The following is a 17,345-nucleotide window of genomic DNA, read 5'->3' as shown; positions in this document are numbered from 1 at the left end:
ACCTATCTCCTGACCCACTTAATTTTTTTATCATTCACCAGTTGATGACACAGCCCTTTTCGATCGGAGGGCCGGATGTAGTGAACAAGCGGATGGGAGTCATAGGGAACATTAACCGCCTGGGTGCTTACTTGAAGAAATCGCTCATATCCATTTTTGTGATCCTGACGCACTACACTGTGCAAACCTTCATAGCAATCATCTTTTAGCTCTCGATAACAACCTTCGGGAAATGCGTCCCGCGAAAACACCTCTAAAGATTCGGCACTGAAGAAGTTGATCCTGGCCCGCTCAAGATCCTCTGCATAGTCACTGCTCAAAGCGTCTGCATGTGAATACTCTTTTCCATCAACATCAGAAAAAGCATGCAAAAGAGCTTCGATATAAATTTTCTCATTATCCCCGACTGACTCAGGGACACCTTTTTTCAACTGCGGACGTTTTAGATGGTAACTACCGAAACGTGATGAGTGGTACGGGGTCTTCTGATGCTTGTCGACTAGTTCTTGGGCAGACATTTCGTCAATAAAAGAGAAATCAATAGCATTCAGATAATCCAGTAAAGCACCCTCAAGCAGGATCGACTCTGTCTTCGTGATTTTGTCACGGCACTCGACATCCCACCGCTGTATGATCTCCGTCTTGATACGAGACTTGTTGACCAGCATATCAATGCAATCAGAGCTACAACCTTTAGGCGTGACGAAGCGATAATCCCGCGGAAGGGTATAGTCCCCTCTCCATGTGTAGAAAACCAGTTTGCCGAGTTCAGCCACAACATCTGCAACGCTTAATTTTCTACCATAGTGCTTACACTGGTAATTGTCCCATCCCGATGAGAACCGAGCGATAACGTCTCGCCCTTTGTCTCCGGCACCCGCGCAACGAGTGACCTTCTCGTATTCCTTATCAAAGTAAAAAACTAGCTCTAGGGTAAATATCTCCCACTCATCAGCCGACATTATCATCAGGCGATCCAAGGGATGAACCGGCTCTCCTTTTTGCACATCGAGCGCCGTGAGCATAAGCTCTGGGGCCGGGGGAGTTTTTATGGAATTCTCACCGATAGACATTGGCCACCCTGTTCCACGTAAATGCCTTATGCGTCAGAAACAGATCAAGATTAATCATAATCCGAGATCGCGCTCAAACTGGCAACCCTTGATGCGGTTTGGCATGTCGCCGAGTACCTTGCTAGAATTTTTCCGCAAGGCGCCAGAAAGCACTTTCAGAAATTCTTGATTCAACTCCATGTTTTCTGAAAGCTCGTCAGTAACAATATCAATATAAACGTCAGCCTTTTCCAAGGCCACCGTCAATGCTGCCCGTGCGGCGCCAATCGGCTTATCCATCGCATATTCGACGAGATCTGCAGGATTGAATATATAGCCTTGGTCAGGTTCATTCATCTATATGTCCCCTAGATGCTATTTGAATGTTATTCATCAATTTTCAGGCACGACAAAGACGCCCGATTGGAAATCGTCGGGATACATTCGAAGTTTGTATTATCAATTGCGTGTTGGTGCAGCTGATCCATGCTGATCTCCAGTTGGGGGCCCTTCTTCCTCACGGGAAGGTTAACTGGGCACCCGAGCGTCCTTGAATGATGGCACGATAATATCTCTTTACGCAGAACTGTGATACCTGGCACACGTCAGGCGCTGGTGACGTCGGATGCTAGCCACTGCATTCTGGCATCGTGCGCCGCTATGCTGTAAGCGGTCTGCCCACCGCGCAGGAAAGCGGCCTTACAAGCTTAAGCCCCACCATGCACGGCTTGCTATCCATGCAGCGCATACCATCAGTGCATTCGTTATCGAACTTGGGACGAGAAAAGCGCACTTAAAAAAGGCCTGTAGTGCGACTGTGGGCGATCTACGAGCGCAGTTGGCCCGGCGACCTCATTCGTAAGGCAGCTCACCAAGAAGCCCTATCATCAGATCCCCACTGAGGATTTCAAATGGCAGCTCGATATACTCGTCCGGATGCCGAGGAATGGCTTTACCGTCATGGCTTGAGTTCTTCGTATGACCCTGCACCTTTTCACCATTTTCCTTGATGTAGGGGAGCACGACGATACGGCCATGGTTCTTCGAGATGATCGTGCCCTCGTGCCAAATAGTTTGGCCGCTGCCGCTCGCTGAGTCGCCGCCGATGGTTTTGACTACCCAGCCTGGTTTACCATTTTCCTCGTACCAAAAAACGAAGCCACTCATGACCACCACACGCTGACCGCGGGCTTTGGCATCAAGCAGAATCTTCTGGATGCTTGCATGTTGTAGCAGCTGGTTGGCCCGAGGTAGCAGCAAGGCGCGGATCGCGGCTTTGGTCTTCCCCCAATGGTCAGTACCTGAGAAACCAAACCCCCTAGCTATTTTTTCGCGAGCGCAGTACACCGCACATTTTTTGGATGGGCTTAAGCGATTCGTCCAGTCGAATTCCTTCGTCCGAGCTAAGGCGACTCGGTAACGCGGGAAGTTGATGATCTGCAGGTAGGGGGCTTCCTCGAGTTGACGGAACAGATCGGCGCGCAGCCCCTGGAGTTCAGGGGGAAGAATGAGATCTTGCGCCGCAGGGCGTGGAGTGGAAGCATGCCTGCGCAATGCCTCAGTGAGCATCAGAAGTTCTTCATCAGCTAGGCGTTCCTGCACTGTGATTTCTTTTTCAGCCTTGAGGGTCACTGATGTTTTGAACGAGCCCCATGAAAGACAGGACACCGTTTCCCCCTTACGATAAGGGATAGGCAAACGGTTATGTTTATGACTAACAGCAACGATAAGAGTGGGGAGCTTTTGGGCCAGGAGCGGCGGCGCCGCTGGAGCCCGGAGCAGAAGCTGGCGATGGTTCGCGAGAGCCTTGAGCCAGGACAAAGTGTGTCGGTCGTCGCTCGGCGCAACGGCATCAATGCCAACCAGTTGTTCCTGTGGCGCAAGCTCTATCAGGACGGCAGCCTGTCGGCGGTCAGTGCTGGTGAAGCCGTGGTGCCGGCCTCTGAGCTGAGCGATGCACTCAAGCAGATCCGTGAACTGCAACGGATGCTGGGCAAGAAGACGATGGAAGCAGAAATCCTCAAAGAGGCCGTGGAGATCGCCCGGTCGCGAAAATGGATTGCGCACTCACCCTTGTTGCCGGGGGACGACCAGTGAAGCTGGTCAGCGAATGTCTCGGTGTGGCGCGCTCGCAATTAACGGTTCGAATCAAGCAATCGGTATCGCCCAAGACACGGCGAAGCAGGCCTGTGAACGATGTAGAGCTGGTCGCTGAAATCCAGCAAGAGGTCAGCGAACTGCCCAGCTATGGATACCGTCGCGTCTGGGGACTGCTGCGTCGCGCACGTGAAAAGCGGTCGCTGCCCGCGATCAACGTGAAACGGGTTTACCGGGTCATGCGTGATCACAATCTGCTGCTTGAACGCCGGATCAAACAGCCCGGCGTGCCGCGTCGGCACGAAGGCCGTATTGCGGTGGAAACCAGCGATACGCGTTGGTGCTCGGACGGCTTTGAGTTCCGTTGTGAGGACGGCGCCAAACTGAGCGTGACCTTCGCCCTCGATTGCTGTGATCGCGAAGCCATCGGCTGGGTTGCGAGCCCGACCGGGTACAGCGGCGATGATATTCGCGACCTGATGTTGGAAAGCGTGGAGAAGCGTTTTGGTGATCGACTGCCCGCCACGCCAGTTCAATGGCTAAGCGACAACGGCTCGGCGTACACCGCTGAACAGACACGCCTGTTTGCTCGACAGATCGGCTTGCAGCCATTGACCACACCGGTGCGCAGCCCGCAGAGCAACGGCATGGCCGAGAGCTTCGTGAAGACGATCAAGCGGGATTATGTGGCGCACATGCCCAAGCCAGATCGAGAAACGGCGCTACGTAACCTGGCAATTGCCTTTGAGCATTACAACGAGCAGCATCCGCACAGCGCTTTGAACTATCGCTCACCGAGGGAGTTCAGGCGCTTGGCAGCTGCATCAATTTAACGGGGAGTTGGTGTCCGGTTTTGTAGGGGCAAGTCCACCAGATACCTACCAGCCATTTTCCTCGAGAGAGCGAATGATGCGATTCGCGTCTTGATTCCGCATTTTCAGCATTTCTTTGAGCCGCTCTTGGGCGCGCTGGAAAACGACCAGCACACGGCTTCATGGGCCATCTTAGCGATCACGTGGGCAAGGCAGATGGAGGTTGATTATGGCTGAATCCTGCAAGCGTGGATGCTCGCGATGCGATCACGCAGACAGCGTCGGACCTCAAACATTCCGGGGAAACCGATTCCGAGTTTGTCCTTAAACGGGGCCCTACAGGCGCCTGAGAGTTTATTTTCGGCATTTGTGAGGCGTTCAGATTGAGCGTGACCGTGATTTTAAGTACCGTTTGCAGCCGGAAGCATGGCGTGGACATTCGGATGGTAAGGAAGGATGCATGAGCCCCCTATTTAGGACCATGTCTAGCGCACTAGAGCATTTCATTCCACCCAAGAGTGGGGATGGGTTTGAAGACTTGTGTCTTGATGTTTTTGAGTATGTTTTGAAGAAACGAGGTATTCCTCTTGTTGGGGAAGGCTTTTCCCATATTGACGCTCGGGGCGTGAGTGGTGATGCTCAAGCTGGAATTGATATTCTGGATCCCGCGACCTTAGCGGTCGCTCAGTGTAAAAATCAAAAAGTTATATCCCCGAGCAATCTGCAGTCTGAAGTTGAGAAGCTGATTTTATATGATGATGGTGTTTCTCACTATTTTTTCCTGATCAGCCATGAGCGAGTACGGAAATCTCTTCAGGATTGGGTGAAAAATACCAATAGAAAAAATCAAGCTGGCGCTGATGGAGTGCCCCTGACTCCCTATCGGCCAGCACAACGTCTTCCAAAATTCCATATAGTAGGCTGGGGAGAGCTAAAGGGGTATCTGCTTGAGAGTAACTTTTTGATGTGGAAGTGGGGTCTGGCTCACCCAGTTATTCATCAATACCCCTACTTGCCTGCGCTCGATGTTAGATTTCTTGTAGAAACCATTGAAGCGATAAAGAGCAGATCAATTAATGCTTTAGATCGGCGTGAATCTAAGGATGCCGTTGTAGGCATGCTTCGTAACGTCGACCTAGATGCGCTTGCTAACATCGTTGTGGATGAAAAGGTGCATCGAGAGGTTTTCGATAACCTCGGGCAACTTATTGACGAGTGGCGTCAGGTACGGAATGTCGTAAAAACTTATTCGACCGCGGTTATAGAAGTTAATAGTCGAGACCCTATTATCATGGAGCAAGGTTGTGCTCTGATGAATGACTTGGCCAGGTATCTGCCAAGGATGTCTGTATTGCTTTATTTGCGTGAGATCTGTCGAGCCAGTGACGAGCTGCTGAAAATGTTTCAGGATGAAGAAAGTCGCGATTGGGAATGGATAACCGTCAACGTGGATGGTGAGGAACGAGAAGTCGAAGGGGATACTACACTTTTGTTTAATTTTTCTCATACAGACTGGAATAACCCTTACTACGTCGATCCCCAGCGCGTTGATACGCTGGTTAGTGAAATAGTTAGTAGAATTGATAAGGCCCGGTTTGAAGCATCCTATGAGCAGGTTTAGCTCAGCTTCTTGTTTGATGCCAGACCAGTGCTGCTGGGGCAGTCACTGTTCGCGGGGGGGTAGATTGGGCCTCGTTCAGCAAACGAACACGCTTCACCACTGCCCACAATTATGTGGTCCAGTGCTCGAGCTCCCACCTGAACCAAGAGAATTGTAAGAATCAGCCAGGTACCTCTCGTCCACGCTGGGCTCGGTATTACCAGAAGGATGGTTGTGCACCAAGACCACAACCGAACAGAAGCGACGGGTTGGCAATCGACAGTTGGATGTTGTCGGGTCTCACGCGGTTGGGCGCGCTGTGGGGTTAGGTAGTCCCGGATGCAGATGCGCTGCAGGTCTTTAACTCCTAAAGCGACCTTTCGTGTTTTGTAGTATCTGAACATGCTCGCGCCACTCGATCCATAGGAATGGCACGATCATGTGATGTTAGCTGTTTGAGCTCTGCTATCAACCCGGTCGAGCTATGAACCGAATTGATACCGGGAGTTAGGCGGTAGAGTGCTAACGCTAGATCTGCACCTCGACTAAGGTATCCGTACCACACTAATAAGGAAGTGTAATGAGCCAGTACCTTTTGAGTTTCGCAAGGCAGAACCTTGAAGGAAGGTCTGATGCTTACCTCATACTCCTCTGGTGTATGTACAAGGCCAATCAGAGTAAAGGGCGCTACTCCGACCACATCAAGTCGCACATCACCACGATGGCTGATGAGCTGCTGGGCCGTAACTACCAACTGGCTGCTGCACGCTTCAAAAGAGTTCTCGACAACAGACCTGAATTGGATTGGGTGGCACCATCAGGTCTGAATCCGCTGGCTCATCTGCGAGTAAAGAATTTTCGAGGGTTCGGAGAGTTCGGCTCCGATGATAAAGGCACTCTCCTTCACTTTAGCCCTCTCAAGAACATCTTCTACGCCCCTAATGGGGGCGGTAAATCATCACTGTGTGAGGCATTGGAAATCGGCACTACCGGGAGCATCAAGGAGGCCGGCCGCCGCAAGACCAAGGTCAAACAATACGTTGCGCGTGGAGCAGCCAGACCTCAGCTAAGCCTGATCGACACAAACAAGGCGCCGGTGACGCAGAGCCTCAGTTGGTCGAGTTGCTTTATCGACCGCAACCGTCTTCAAGAGTTTTCGCTGCTGGGCTCGAAGGATACGGGAAGCGCCGAGGGCGATGTCTTGGCTACCTTGTTTGGGCTGGAAGAGTTCCAGGAAGTCATTTCCCGATTTGTCAGGCCTGAGAGTTTCGTCCTCAAGCCCTTCATGCGCCCTGACCAAGCTGATGCGCTGGCGGCCGTGGAGCGTGATCGGGTTGCTCTTGGGAAGACCCGACGAATTCATGCTGCTGCGGTGGGAGCCTCAACCTCAAAAGTTTGTGAGCTTCTGGGGCTGCGAGCCGACCAAGATTACGCAGTGCGTCTCAGATGTCAGAGGCTTCCTAAATTAATCGAGCTGAGGATTCGTAAAGCCGAGCGCCTACGAGTAGCGCAAGGCCCGAGCGTCATTCCCCCGAAGCAAGTGAGTCGTGCCTGCGCCCTCGCCAATCGTCTGTTTAGGCGCAAGGCAACAATCGAAGCAGAGTTTCTTCGACGAGCCTCGGACGTAAACTATCGGGCGATTTACCAAGCCCTTGAAGCAATCGAAAACTCGGAAACAGGCGACACTTGCCCGGCTTGTTTGACCCCGTTGGATAGAGTTTCTGTGAACCCTTTCGAGCGGGCACGGCATGAGCTTCAGGCGTTAAGTGCTTTAGAGCAATTAAAGCATTCGAAACGACGGAATAACGAGCGAATCGCGCTCTTGGCGTCTAGGGTTGCCACAGGGTTGACCATCGTGAGAGCCAATGAACAAGCTGGCGTTCCATGCGTTTTGCCTACAGATGATCTTCAAGCGGCACTTTCTGACTTCTATGCAGCGACGGATCGTGCTGAGGTAGCGTCGAGCGTTCTCCGCCTGTTCCTGAAGCTCCGCTCTGAACACACCAGCGAGCTTGAGGCGTATCTCCAAGCCTGCCAACGCAAGCGCAATGAAGTGGCTCAGGCTGAGGCTCAGGCAGCAGGTCTCGAACGTCAGGCTAAGGAACTGAGTCAGCTTGGTGAGTTGCTACGGCGGCTATTCGACGAGAAGAGAACCGCCGAAAGCGAATTTAAGATCGTTAGCAATAAGATGGCCGATCTCTCAGCGCAAAAAGCTGAGCTGATGAATGATGCAACTGACAACCGTCACTTTAACCTGCTGCTAAAAAATCTTGAGATTGAGTACGGCAACCTTTATCGCGATTTGCTGACTTTCAAGTTGGCATTGGAAAAGTCCCGTATCTCCGGGATCGAAGCTAAAGCGGCAGAGTACTATCGAGCCATCAATAATCACGACGACGAACATGAGCAAATTGATTCGTTGAGTTTTGACAAGGTAGCTGACAGCTACAGGATTAAGATATCAAATGCAGACGGATCCTCGTTAGATGCGTTCTCAATATTGAGCGAAGGGCATCTAAGAGCACTCGGGTTGTCGTTATTGCTCGCGATGGCTCAAAAGAATAAGTTTCCCTTGATAGTCTTCGACGACGTGGTCAACGCCATCGATAGCGATCACCGCTCGAATATCATCGATCTGTTTTTCTCTGACCCCTATCTCCGTCGGATTCAAATGGTGGTTACCACCCACGATCGACTTTTCTGGGAAAGGTTTTGCATCATTGCGGAGCGTCATACCCAATGCGATCAACATACCAGCAACGTGCTGAGCTATACGAATAAGGGCATCGTAGTTATTGATCACGCAGGAGGCTTTCAAGAGAAGGTATACCGTGCGTTAGCTGTCTACGACATCAGACAGGCCTTGATATATTGTCGCATCTGGTTTGAATCAATGGTGCTGGAGTACTGCATTGAAAAGGGCGTAAGTGTCACTGCTCACTTTAATAAGTCTCAGCTTAAAAAGAGTATGTATCTTCAGGTCAGTCTTGAAACGACGTTTTCACTCGTTGAACCCTATATTGATTACGATCTTACGCATTTTAACGTTATCAAGAATGATCTCGTGAACTGGGGTGGGCAGAACCAGGAGCATCATGCTTTCGATGAAGGAAGTCTAAATTTCGTGCACTCCAAAACCAGCAAGGAGGTCGTCAGGATTTATGATGCAATCCGCTTGCTAGAGTGTCAGTTGTTTACCGCGAGGAAAAAAGATTCCGGGGAAAAACTCCTTGCGGATATCAATGGAAAAATCGAGTGGGGCAAGAGAAAAATGGCGTCGCTTGCTCGGGCGCCGGATCCTGTCCAGCAGGAGCAACAGACGAGATTGAGCGCGCTCGAAAAGCGTGCAGCCGACCTTGTTCAAGAGCTTGAATTTATCGACCGTTGCCTTGCAAGCGTGACTCAACGGAATCAAGTCCCAGAAGACCAGCAGCTGCAGACTGAAAATCCTTTCCTTGAGGAGCAATAGCCCAATGCAGCTGTTCAGGGTTTATGTTGGCCCTGAGCAAATGATGCCGGTACCAGGGCTGAAACAGGGCGGCGGCTCGCCACCGAAAAAATCGGTGGCGGCCAAAGTAACGGCATGCCGCCTAGGCGCTGCGTTATGTCCAGTTGCTGTACGAAATCGAACGCGAAGCCCGCGACCTGGAGCCGGACTTGCGACGCAAAATGCGGCAGGAAAAAGCCGTCCCGGTGATAGATAGGCTGCATACCTGGAGGATCGCCCGGCGCGATCTCGTAGCCGAAGTTTCGGCCATCAGCAGAGCGTTGTATTACAGCCTGAAACGCTGGGCAGCGCTGTCGCGCTACCTCGATAACGGGGCCGTACCCATTGATAATAATTGGGCCGAGAACCAGATCCGCCCGTGGGCTCTTGGGCGTAAGAGCTGGCTCTTCGCCGGATCACTACGCAACGGAAAACGGGCGGCAGCGATCATGAGTGATCCAGTCTGCGCGACTGAATGGGCATGATCCGTATGCTTATTTGAAGGACGTGCTCACGGCTCTGCCGACACAGCGGGCGAGTGAGATCGATCAGTTGCTGTCGCATAAGTGGCAACCGGTTCAATCACGCAAGGCGTGATGCCCGGACGCATACAGTTCTGCCCCCAGTGACACGGGGGGCACGAGCGATCGCGAACGACGACTCCTGACGGACTCTACTATGGCAGTGGCTGGTATTCAGTGAGCCTTCGTATACTGGATGACAACCTTTATCTGGCAAATCGGTGGTCGTTCGGAAGAGGATATGGGCGGTGAGTCGATACCATAAAGCAAAGTCTGTGAGTCTGGAACGAGTCGAGCTTGCTCAGGGGGGCCTATGAATTTTACCTCACCCATAAAAAAGATTCGTCTAGGGCTGTAAAGAAGGCAAGCCGGCGCTACCATGGTGGCAAAGTGTCATTGTTCTATTCGAGCATAGTCAGGTACGACGATTGACGATCCATAGCCAATACGCGTGCGCCATAGAGGGCAGCTTGCGTGTACATGTCCCCGTTCGGCTTTATGAGCTAACGCTTAAGCACCACCCTCTGAAATACTCGTGCCAATAATGTAGGGCAACCTAACTGTAGGTTCGATAAACCAATACACGCCAGCGAAGAGTTGTGAACTCCAATACTGCGATCAACCTAACGCGAGGTGCTACGTTTGAAGGATTTATTGGCAGTCGATGAGTCAGATGCGTCGGAAATCACGACTGATACCAAGACGTCTAACCGACCTGCACGTAACCAAGGAAAGGCACGCATCCTTCAACCCTCAGCAGAAGAAGCCGAATACGTACCACCTGACTTCAGCGGGAGCCGGCGAACCAGGATTGGCTCAAGTTTCATTGAGCAGTTTGTTGCAGGACATGATGCAAGTGACGTACTGCGCGAGCTTGTCCAAAACGAATATGACGGCGGCGGAGCTTCACTGACGCTCAACTTCGGAGGCCATTCGCTTGAGGTAGTCGGTACCGGACGAAATATAGAGCGCAATGGGTGGGAGCGGCTCTCTGTGATTGTCGGTACGGGCAATGTGCTGGGCAGCGGGCAAGAAGAGGTCGTGGCGCCGAAAGCAAATGGTATAGGTTCCAAGAATTTCGGATTACGCTCGTTGTTTCGTTTTGGCGATCAAATACACGTACGATCAGGCGGGCAGGTCGCATTGCTTGATCTTCAAACACAGGAAACAGGTCGCGAACGAGACCCGGCGTCGTCCTGGCAGAAGGGTGTTCGCGTTCACGTGCCTTATAGGCTTAAGTCGACAGAGCTGCTTGAGGCGTTTAGCGTCGAAAGAGAGGCACATGCCCTCGATATGATGGCTGCAGGCATGCCGGACACGCTAGTCAAACTAGCACTTACTGGAAAAAAAAGCGGACTGCGTGAGGTCATTATTCGATCGGTCCGCACAGGTCGTGTGCTTTATTGGAAACAGGACGCCAAACGCGAGCGCTCCTCTGCTGCGCGCGTCACTATGACGAAGAGGACAGGAGCGCTCGTCGATCAGGATGGCAAGCGAATACAGATCCAGGAGGAGGAGTTTTTGCGGACGGTCGAAATTCCTGAAAGGTTTTCAGGACGACCTTTTCCGGCATATTACAGACAGCCTGGCGGAAAGTTGTGTATCGCGGTGTCGGTCCCGATCATTCGCCGGCGAATCGATCTCCGGCAGTTCGGTCACTTCTATTATCCATTGAAAGCACCCTCGTCCGTCACTGGCTGTGCCGTCAGCATTAGTGCTCCATTCGAACTCAACACGGATCGAAGCGGGATAAACGACCACGTCTGGAATGACTGGCTTATCGATCAAGCCGTCGAGCTGACGATTGATCTTCTCAAAACTGATTGGTTCGACAGATATGGTGCGGACGCATTCAAGGCACTCGTTAGCAACGGCAACCCCAGCTCGACGCGCTTTTCTAATGAAATAGCTCAGCGGCTTGCAACGGACGCTTGCTGGCCTACAGGGGATGCATCCAATCCTCACTTCGCCCGTGCAGCAGAGATCGTGCTTCCTACGGATCCCGAGCTGCACGGTTTTCTCAGTGCTAATCGCTATCTGGTCCCTAAGCTTTCGGGCGACGAGGCGTTGTCCAGTTTAGCGGTAGAATGCGGTGCCAAGCGATTCACAATTTCTTCGTTAGTAAGGCTGCGATGTGCAGGTGATGATTTAAAGGGACTTGAGACCAAAATTGGCAACGACGCGAATTACCCCTTCGCGAATTACCTTGGTGCCATGACCGCCATAGACATGCAGAAACGCCAAGCTTTGGCGTTGTCGGCATACCCGCGACGATTGAGTAAGCTCAATAAAGCCGACTTGGGTAATACCGCTTCGACTTTGAGTGCTGTTGGTGAGCTCTTACCCGCTGTTCGACTGATGATCGTAAGCCCAGATCTTTGGATTGATTGCCCGGAACCTGAAGCCAACCGGCTCCATCCAGAACTCATTCAATACAAATCAATTTCAACTCACTGCCGTACATTCGACGAAGAGCAATGGCTGATTGATGCCGCTGGCCGCGCCGCCTCCGCAGTGGGCGATGACCGGGAGCGAGAAACGCTCTACCGGAAGTTACTCACCAGCGAGAAACCGATCAGCCGTCTCGCTCTATCAGCATTACGCAACAATCCTGTTGTCAAGAATCAGCGTGGCCAGTGGGTAGCGCCGTCTACCATGGCGCACCTCAAAAAGCCTCTGGCAACGCAGCTCAATGCGGCGATAGATGCCCCGTCGAAGGAGATGCTAAAGGCGTCAGGATTGATCGCGCGCTTGCGGATCCGTAATTCGCTAAATGGCTCGGATCTCGTCCGTTACGCTCGATTGGTTGCCGAGCGTCCTGAGATAGCAGAACGATTTGAAAAGCTGCTTACCGAAAATTTCAAATTGCTCGTTCCTGCGGTCGTAGATGAACTGCAGGTGATTCCCTGTCTGATGTCGCGATCAGGGCAGCCTATGGCTCCTTGCATGCTTCACCTCGACACGAGGGCCAATCGGTTATGCATCGATGACGACCACCGAATTGTCGGAGGGAGTCATGATCTGCTGTATCGTAAGCTGAAACTCTCAGTCGCACCTGGTTCGGAGATTTTGGTCGATATTCTCAATCGCCGTATGCAAGAGGGACGCGCTCCTAATCGGCCTGATTTGATATATCCGGCACTTGTGGAGGCCATTAAGCGCGAGCGGCGCAACAGAGCCGAATTTCTTAGTATGCGGATTTGTTGGGTTCACGACGGCTTCTACCCGCCCTCCGAAATCCTAGTTGGTTCCAGGACAGCAACCCCGCTAGGCGAGGTGTACCCTCTCTACAAATATTCCGACGCAGTCGGAGATGCATATCTTGCGCTTGGCGCTGCAGGTCAACCTAATGATACGCACTGGTCGCGCTTCTTCCGAAATGTGGGAGCCGCATGGGCAACTGACACACCCTTAACATCGGATAGACGGGCCATCCTACTAGATGCCTACCGCCTGCGTAGGAGCTTTGGCTTACCCTCGGGGCTTGAGGATGTTCGCTGCTTGATCGACGATCGAGCGCGACTCTTCACTCTTAGTGAGTTGCGTTCTGGAAAACTCCTCGAACCAGATTTTCCAGCACTCGAACAAGCACTTCGAAATGCCGACAGTGCCACCGGAGTCGTTGACAGAACCGAACACGCTCGTTCATTTTTTGCAGTTCTCGGCATTCGTCCACTGTCAGCAATCGCTGGTACAAGTGAGGCGGTACTCGGTTCTTCGTGTCGACCACCACTTTGGTTCAAGCCTAAACAGGCCGAGCGCGTCATCGCCATTCTGCATAGACCGCTTTTTGCGCGCGCACTGTTTGAAGTTGCCTATCGAAATCGGCATGGTCATTCAGGTTTCCAACCAGCGTCACTTTCCATGATCAAAAGGGACCTCCTCAGTATTCGTGACATTGCTTTTTTTTCGAGTATGGAACGTCGCTACAGCGTGGCTGGGACGAGCGTTGTCGTTCCTGCTCAGGTGGCGGTCAGTGCTGGACAGGTCTGTGTCATTCCACCGAAGACCAAAAGCAGATTTCAACTATTGCTTGCTGAAGCGCTTGCAGAAGTCGCTGGCGCTACCAGCGTGGCAACGATGCGCAGCATCGCCAACGCATTTCTTCCGCTTCTTCTTTGTGGAACGCTTGAGGAGTTAAGAGAATATCTAGAGCAGATGGGGCTTTCCAATAGCTTCCGATCGATCGCGGATGATGAGGAGGCCAACGAGCTCGAAGACGATGACGAAAGTGATGAGGATTTTGAGGAGCTTGCATTGCGTCAGGTCTTCGACAATCTCAACACCTCTGGCTCCACTAGCAGCGACGCGGTCCAGCCCGTTCATACAGTTACGCCGCGCATTATTAACGAGCCGTCAACGCTTCCACCTGCGGCACCTACTTTCGCTTTACCAAATCTCGAAGATGTCTTACTAACGGTTGCGCCGACCCGAGGAGTAGAAATAGAACCACGCGTAGGAGGGGGCGGCGGTGGCGGTGGAACCACGAATGTCTGGCTACCACCCACGGCTGCGGAGAACGAGCGCGCTAGTCGCGTGGGGCAACGTGGCGAGGAACTGGTCTATCGCATGGAGCTTCAGAAAGTGCGAGATATGGGCTACGCGAATCCTGAGCTGTACGTCGTATGGACATCGCAAAACGAGCCGGGCGCCGACCATGACATCCGCTCCATTGACATCAACGGGCAGCTGCGATGGATTGAAGTGAAGTCAACTACAGGTGTGGATGGCAGGTTTGAATGGCCCCGCAGAGAGTTTGAAAAGGCATTACGTGAACGGGACCGCTACGAGTTGTGGCGCGTTTATCGCGTCGCCGATAAGGAACCCGTGGCAAAGTGCTTCACCAACCCATCGCGCATGCTTGGGGCGCGACAGATCACGCTTGAGCTCGGCATGTTGCGCGCCAATATCGAAAAGTTGGATTGAATCTCTCTAGGTCAATTGCAAAGCGTTCGACGGCGAGCAGCGAGTGATTTTTCAAGAAGGGGATTGTTGAGCGTTAGGCTGGGGGCATCCTTCTCAAACCATCCAAAGCATGCCCTCAGATATGCCCCCGAGTGTGGCAATCCTCTGGAATTGAATGGATCTCCATGGTCTACGAAAAGGCAGAAATGATCAGATGAACAGCCTGCCCGACGACGCCTAGAGACTCTCAGGGTCGCCGGGTCGTAACCAGTGCATAACAGAAAGGTGGGCACCACATTGCCTCCGGCTTCTTGGCTAGATACCTATCGCAGACGTAACGGAAGTTAGGACTTCCCCCATTCACTGTTGCGTAGGCAGCTCACATGCTGTTGCATGCTCTTCCGGGTGTGAGCTTGGGTGCTTTCGACGAGTTTGCCTCGATGCATTACAATAGGCACATGTGCCTACGAGGCTTTCCATGTACTCTAAAGACAAGCTCCTGTGGCTTATTGAACAATCGGGCGTTACTCAAGCCCAAGCGGCTGAGCTCATTGCCCAAGAAACTAAGCGTCCGTGTAGTGTACGTAGTGTGCGAGCGTGGCTGGCGGACTCAAACAAAACCAGCGCAAGGACATGCCCAGCTTGGGCGGTCAACGCATTGGAGACACGCCTACGTTTCCTCAAAATGATTGCTTGATAATAGGTACAAGTGCCTTGTTGGCGGACAGCGCCCACGGTTTTGGGAGCATCACATTGCGCCTATGAGTCGGCGCCTTAATGCCTGAATGATTGGAGACACCGCCCATGCTTAAAAACCTGACGTTCGAAGGTGTTGGTCCTGCAGAGAGGCTCGCCATCGACTTCAAACCGCGTCTGAATTTCCTGACCGGCGACAATGGCTTGGGTAAAAGCTTTGTTTTAGACATCGCCTGGTGGTCACTAACGCGCACTTGGCCCAGAGACGGCATAGCCACTCCGCGTAAGGACGCCAGTCAGTCGAGTATTGCTTACTGCTACGAAGGTAGCACCGGCGAATTTGTCTACAAAAGTAATTTCGACCATGAGTCTCAGCAATGGTCGGTTAAGCAGAGCCGTCCGGCAATTCCAGGAGTAGTGATCTATGCAGGAGTCGACGGCAGCTTTTCTGTCTGGGACCCGGCCCGTAACTACTGGAAGGGGGACAGGGGAGAGACCGCAGCACCGAACCGTCCACGTAGCTTTGACTTTTCACCTGATGCGGTCTGGAATGGTTTGCTTTCCAGCGACGGCAAAACCCAACTGTGCAACGGGCTGATCAGTGATTGGGTTCTGTGGCAAGAAGGTAGCAAGCCTGCTTTCGATGATCTGGTCAAAGTGCTGGATGCTCTGTCACCTTCTGGTGTAGAAAAAATGAAGCCAGGGGAGCCGATGCGAGTGGGCGATAGTGTCCGATACATTCCCTCGCTACGCATGCCTTACGGACAGGATGTGCCGTTGACCCAGGCTTCGGCAGGGATGCGTCGTATTGCAGCATTGGCCTACCTGCTGGTATGGACTTGGCGAGAGCATCAGTTAGCTTATGAGCGTTACCGGGTCCAACCGGCAAGAGAGATTATCTTTCTAATTGATGAAATCGAGTGCCACCTGCATCCGCAATGGCAGCGCCGTATCGTCCCAGCGTTGCTCAACGTCATGAATGCACTCACTGGTAGTCGTGAGGTGCCTGTGCAGCTATTGGCAGCGACTCATTCACCGTTGGTGCTGGCTTCGGTCGAGCCTGATTTTGATAGTGCGCGTGACTGCATCTGGGATTTCGACTTGGTCGGTGCCGAAGTACAGGCATCGCTCTATCCCTATTCGCGTAAAGGGGATGTGAACGCTTGGCTCTCTTCTGAGGTTTTCAATCTGAAGGAGCCCAGCTCCGTGGTTGCCGAAGAAGCGCTGGGCCGTGCCCGAGCATTCTTGCGGCAAGTCAGCCTGCAGAAGGCGCCTTTGACAGCTGAGCAGAAGAGCACACTTAGCGATATTGACTCGGCACTTCGGGGTAGCTTGAGTGATGTCGATTCTTTCTGGGTTCGCTGGAGCAACTTCCGCGAGCAGAGGTTGGGCAACGCATGATTCGAGTCGAGCCGGCGAATGAGCCTGAGAGCTTTGATGAAATAGTCAGAAAGCCTGGTCATCGAGCCATTGCCGAACTGGTAGGTGAGGAGGGCTTGCCCGCGCGTAGAGGGCGGCCCAGGAAGGTAGTGGCGCAAACACGCGAAGATATTCCGGCTGACAAGTTTCCACCTGTGTGGACCCATGCTCTACCGGACTTGATGGAGGCGTACGGCCGTCTCTGCGCCTATATCTGTATCTATATCGAGCGAGTCACGGGCGGTGGTTCAGTGGACCATATGCTAGCTAAGTCTCATGCGTGGCAGGACGTATACGAATGGCAGAACTATCGCTTGGCCTGCACGCTAATGAATGCCCGCAAGAACAACTACCAGGATGTCCTAGACCCTTTCGAGGTCGAGGATGGGTGGTTTCGTCTCGAACTGGTCAGCTACCAGGTTATTCCCGGCGAGGGTCTTGATCCCGCGATTGAGGCGCGGGTGCTCGCTACCATCACACGCCTGAACCTGAACGACCATGATTGCCTGAAGGTCCGTGAAGAGTACGCAACAGCATTTTTCGATGGCGACATCAAATTGGACTATTTGCGGCGGCGCGCGCCGTTTTTGGCAAGGGAAATTGAAGGGCAGGGTGCGGTTGACCCCATGGAGAGACACGAGGAGTTGGGGGCTTAACCACGTCGACTGACGCTTCTTGCATCCTTATTCCCTTTGGCAGTTCAGACATGCTGCTTTCTAGGGGGGCTTGAGGTCGACAGGCAAATTACCGGTTAGC

Annotated in this window: 11 protein-coding genes and 1 pseudogene; 8 read left to right on the top strand and 4 right to left on the bottom strand. The window is 52.6% G+C overall.

The features are described 5' to 3' along the window. Positions 1 to 2: 2 nt before the first annotated feature. Both DKB71_RS17700 and DKB71_RS17695 read right to left on the bottom strand, forming a co-directional pair. Positions 3 to 1,073, bottom strand: a complete 1,071-nt coding sequence (locus DKB71_RS17700) for an ABC-three component system protein (protein WP_408596244.1) — start codon at positions 1,071 to 1,073, stop codon at positions 3 to 5. Positions 1,074 to 1,127: 54 nt separating this feature from the next. After that, on the bottom strand, positions 1,128 to 1,409 hold the full coding sequence (locus DKB71_RS17695; protein WP_408596242.1) for a hypothetical protein: 282 nt from the start codon (positions 1,407 to 1,409) through the stop codon (positions 1,128 to 1,130). 268 nt (positions 1,410 to 1,677) lie between these two features. Here DKB71_RS17695 and DKB71_RS17690 point away from each other — a divergent pair, with 268 nt between their 5' ends. Beyond that, positions 1,678 to 1,914, top strand: coding sequence for an abortive infection family protein (locus DKB71_RS17690; RefSeq protein WP_408596240.1), 237 nt, complete (start codon positions 1,678 to 1,680; stop codon positions 1,912 to 1,914). Here the strand turns inward: DKB71_RS17690 and DKB71_RS17685 are convergent. Continuing rightward, entirely contained in the window at positions 1,905 to 2,720 is an 816-nt protein-coding gene (locus DKB71_RS17685; RefSeq protein WP_408596238.1) for a hypothetical protein, read from the bottom strand. The two genes, DKB71_RS17690 and DKB71_RS17685, sit on opposite strands and share 10 nt — an antisense overlap. Positions 2,721 to 2,762: 42 nt before the next feature. On the opposite strand from DKB71_RS17685, the gene DKB71_RS17680 reads away from it, so the two are divergent. Then, a protein-coding gene (locus tag DKB71_RS17680; RefSeq protein ID WP_408596099.1) for an IS3 family transposase occupies positions 2,763 to 3,982 on the top strand; the annotation gives its coding sequence in 2 pieces (ribosomal slippage) (positions 2,763 to 3,108 and positions 3,108 to 3,982; 1,221 coding nt in all). A gap of 439 nt (positions 3,983 to 4,421) precedes the next feature. Then, positions 4,422 to 5,582, top strand: coding sequence for a hypothetical protein (locus DKB71_RS17675; protein ID WP_408596236.1), 1,161 nt, complete (start codon positions 4,422 to 4,424; stop codon positions 5,580 to 5,582). A gap of 93 nt (positions 5,583 to 5,675) precedes the next feature. Here the strand turns inward: DKB71_RS17675 and DKB71_RS17670 are convergent, their stop codons facing one another. After that, positions 5,676 to 5,810, bottom strand: coding sequence for a JAB domain-containing protein (locus tag DKB71_RS17670; protein ID WP_408601121.1), 135 nt, complete (start codon positions 5,808 to 5,810; stop codon positions 5,676 to 5,678). Positions 5,811 to 6,141: 331 nt separating this feature from the next. Between DKB71_RS17670 and DKB71_RS17665 the strand changes: the two genes are divergently transcribed. From DKB71_RS17665 to DKB71_RS17645, 5 genes and pseudogenes are all read left to right on the top strand, one after another. After that, entirely contained in the window at positions 6,142 to 9,030 is a 2,889-nt protein-coding gene (locus tag DKB71_RS17665; protein ID WP_408596234.1) for an AAA family ATPase, read from the top strand. A 125-nt stretch (positions 9,031 to 9,155) separates the two neighbouring features. Then, positions 9,156 to 9,645 (top strand): annotated as a pseudogene (locus DKB71_RS17660) (transposase); the annotation flags it as partial. A 566-nt stretch (positions 9,646 to 10,211) separates the two neighbouring features. Then, positions 10,212 to 14,495 (top strand): DUF3883 domain-containing protein, encoded by a 4,284-nt coding sequence (locus DKB71_RS17655; RefSeq protein ID WP_408596232.1) that lies wholly within the window; start codon positions 10,212 to 10,214, stop codon positions 14,493 to 14,495. A 783-nt stretch (positions 14,496 to 15,278) separates the two neighbouring features. Beyond that, positions 15,279 to 16,571 carry an AAA family ATPase gene (locus DKB71_RS17650; protein WP_408596230.1) on the top strand — a complete coding sequence of 431 codons (1,293 nt, stop codon included), beginning with the start codon at positions 15,279 to 15,281 and terminating at the stop codon, positions 16,569 to 16,571. After that, complete coding sequence (locus DKB71_RS17645) at positions 16,568 to 17,245, top strand: hypothetical protein (protein ID WP_408596228.1); 678 nt, start codon at positions 16,568 to 16,570, stop codon at positions 17,243 to 17,245. The genes DKB71_RS17650 and DKB71_RS17645 overlap by 4 nt, the downstream gene beginning before the upstream one ends. Positions 17,246 to 17,345: the final 100 nt, after the last annotated feature.

Source organism: Pseudomonas sp. PLMAX, assembly GCF_046042685.1.
GTDB classification, from domain to species: domain Bacteria; phylum Pseudomonadota; class Gammaproteobacteria; order Pseudomonadales; family Pseudomonadaceae; genus Aquipseudomonas; species Aquipseudomonas putida_AE.
This window is presented reverse-complemented; position numbering and strand designations above follow the sequence as displayed.

Coding starts and splice junctions, on each gene's coding strand:
- DKB71_RS17700 (WP_408596244.1), bottom strand. CDS start 1,073: ATGTCTATCGGTGAGAATTCCATAAAAACTCCCCCGGCCCCAGAGCTT.
- DKB71_RS17695 (WP_408596242.1), bottom strand. CDS start 1,409: ATGAATGAACCTGACCAAGGCTATATATTCAATCCTGCAGATCTCGTC.
- DKB71_RS17690 (WP_408596240.1), top strand. CDS start 1,678: ATGCTAGCCACTGCATTCTGGCATCGTGCGCCGCTATGCTGTAAGCGG.
- DKB71_RS17675 (WP_408596236.1), top strand. CDS start 4,422: ATGAGCCCCCTATTTAGGACCATGTCTAGCGCACTAGAGCATTTCATT.
- DKB71_RS17665 (WP_408596234.1), top strand. CDS start 6,142: ATGAGCCAGTACCTTTTGAGTTTCGCAAGGCAGAACCTTGAAGGAAGG.
- DKB71_RS17650 (WP_408596230.1), top strand. CDS start 15,279: ATGCTTAAAAACCTGACGTTCGAAGGTGTTGGTCCTGCAGAGAGGCTC.
- DKB71_RS17645 (WP_408596228.1), top strand. CDS start 16,568: ATGATTCGAGTCGAGCCGGCGAATGAGCCTGAGAGCTTTGATGAAATA.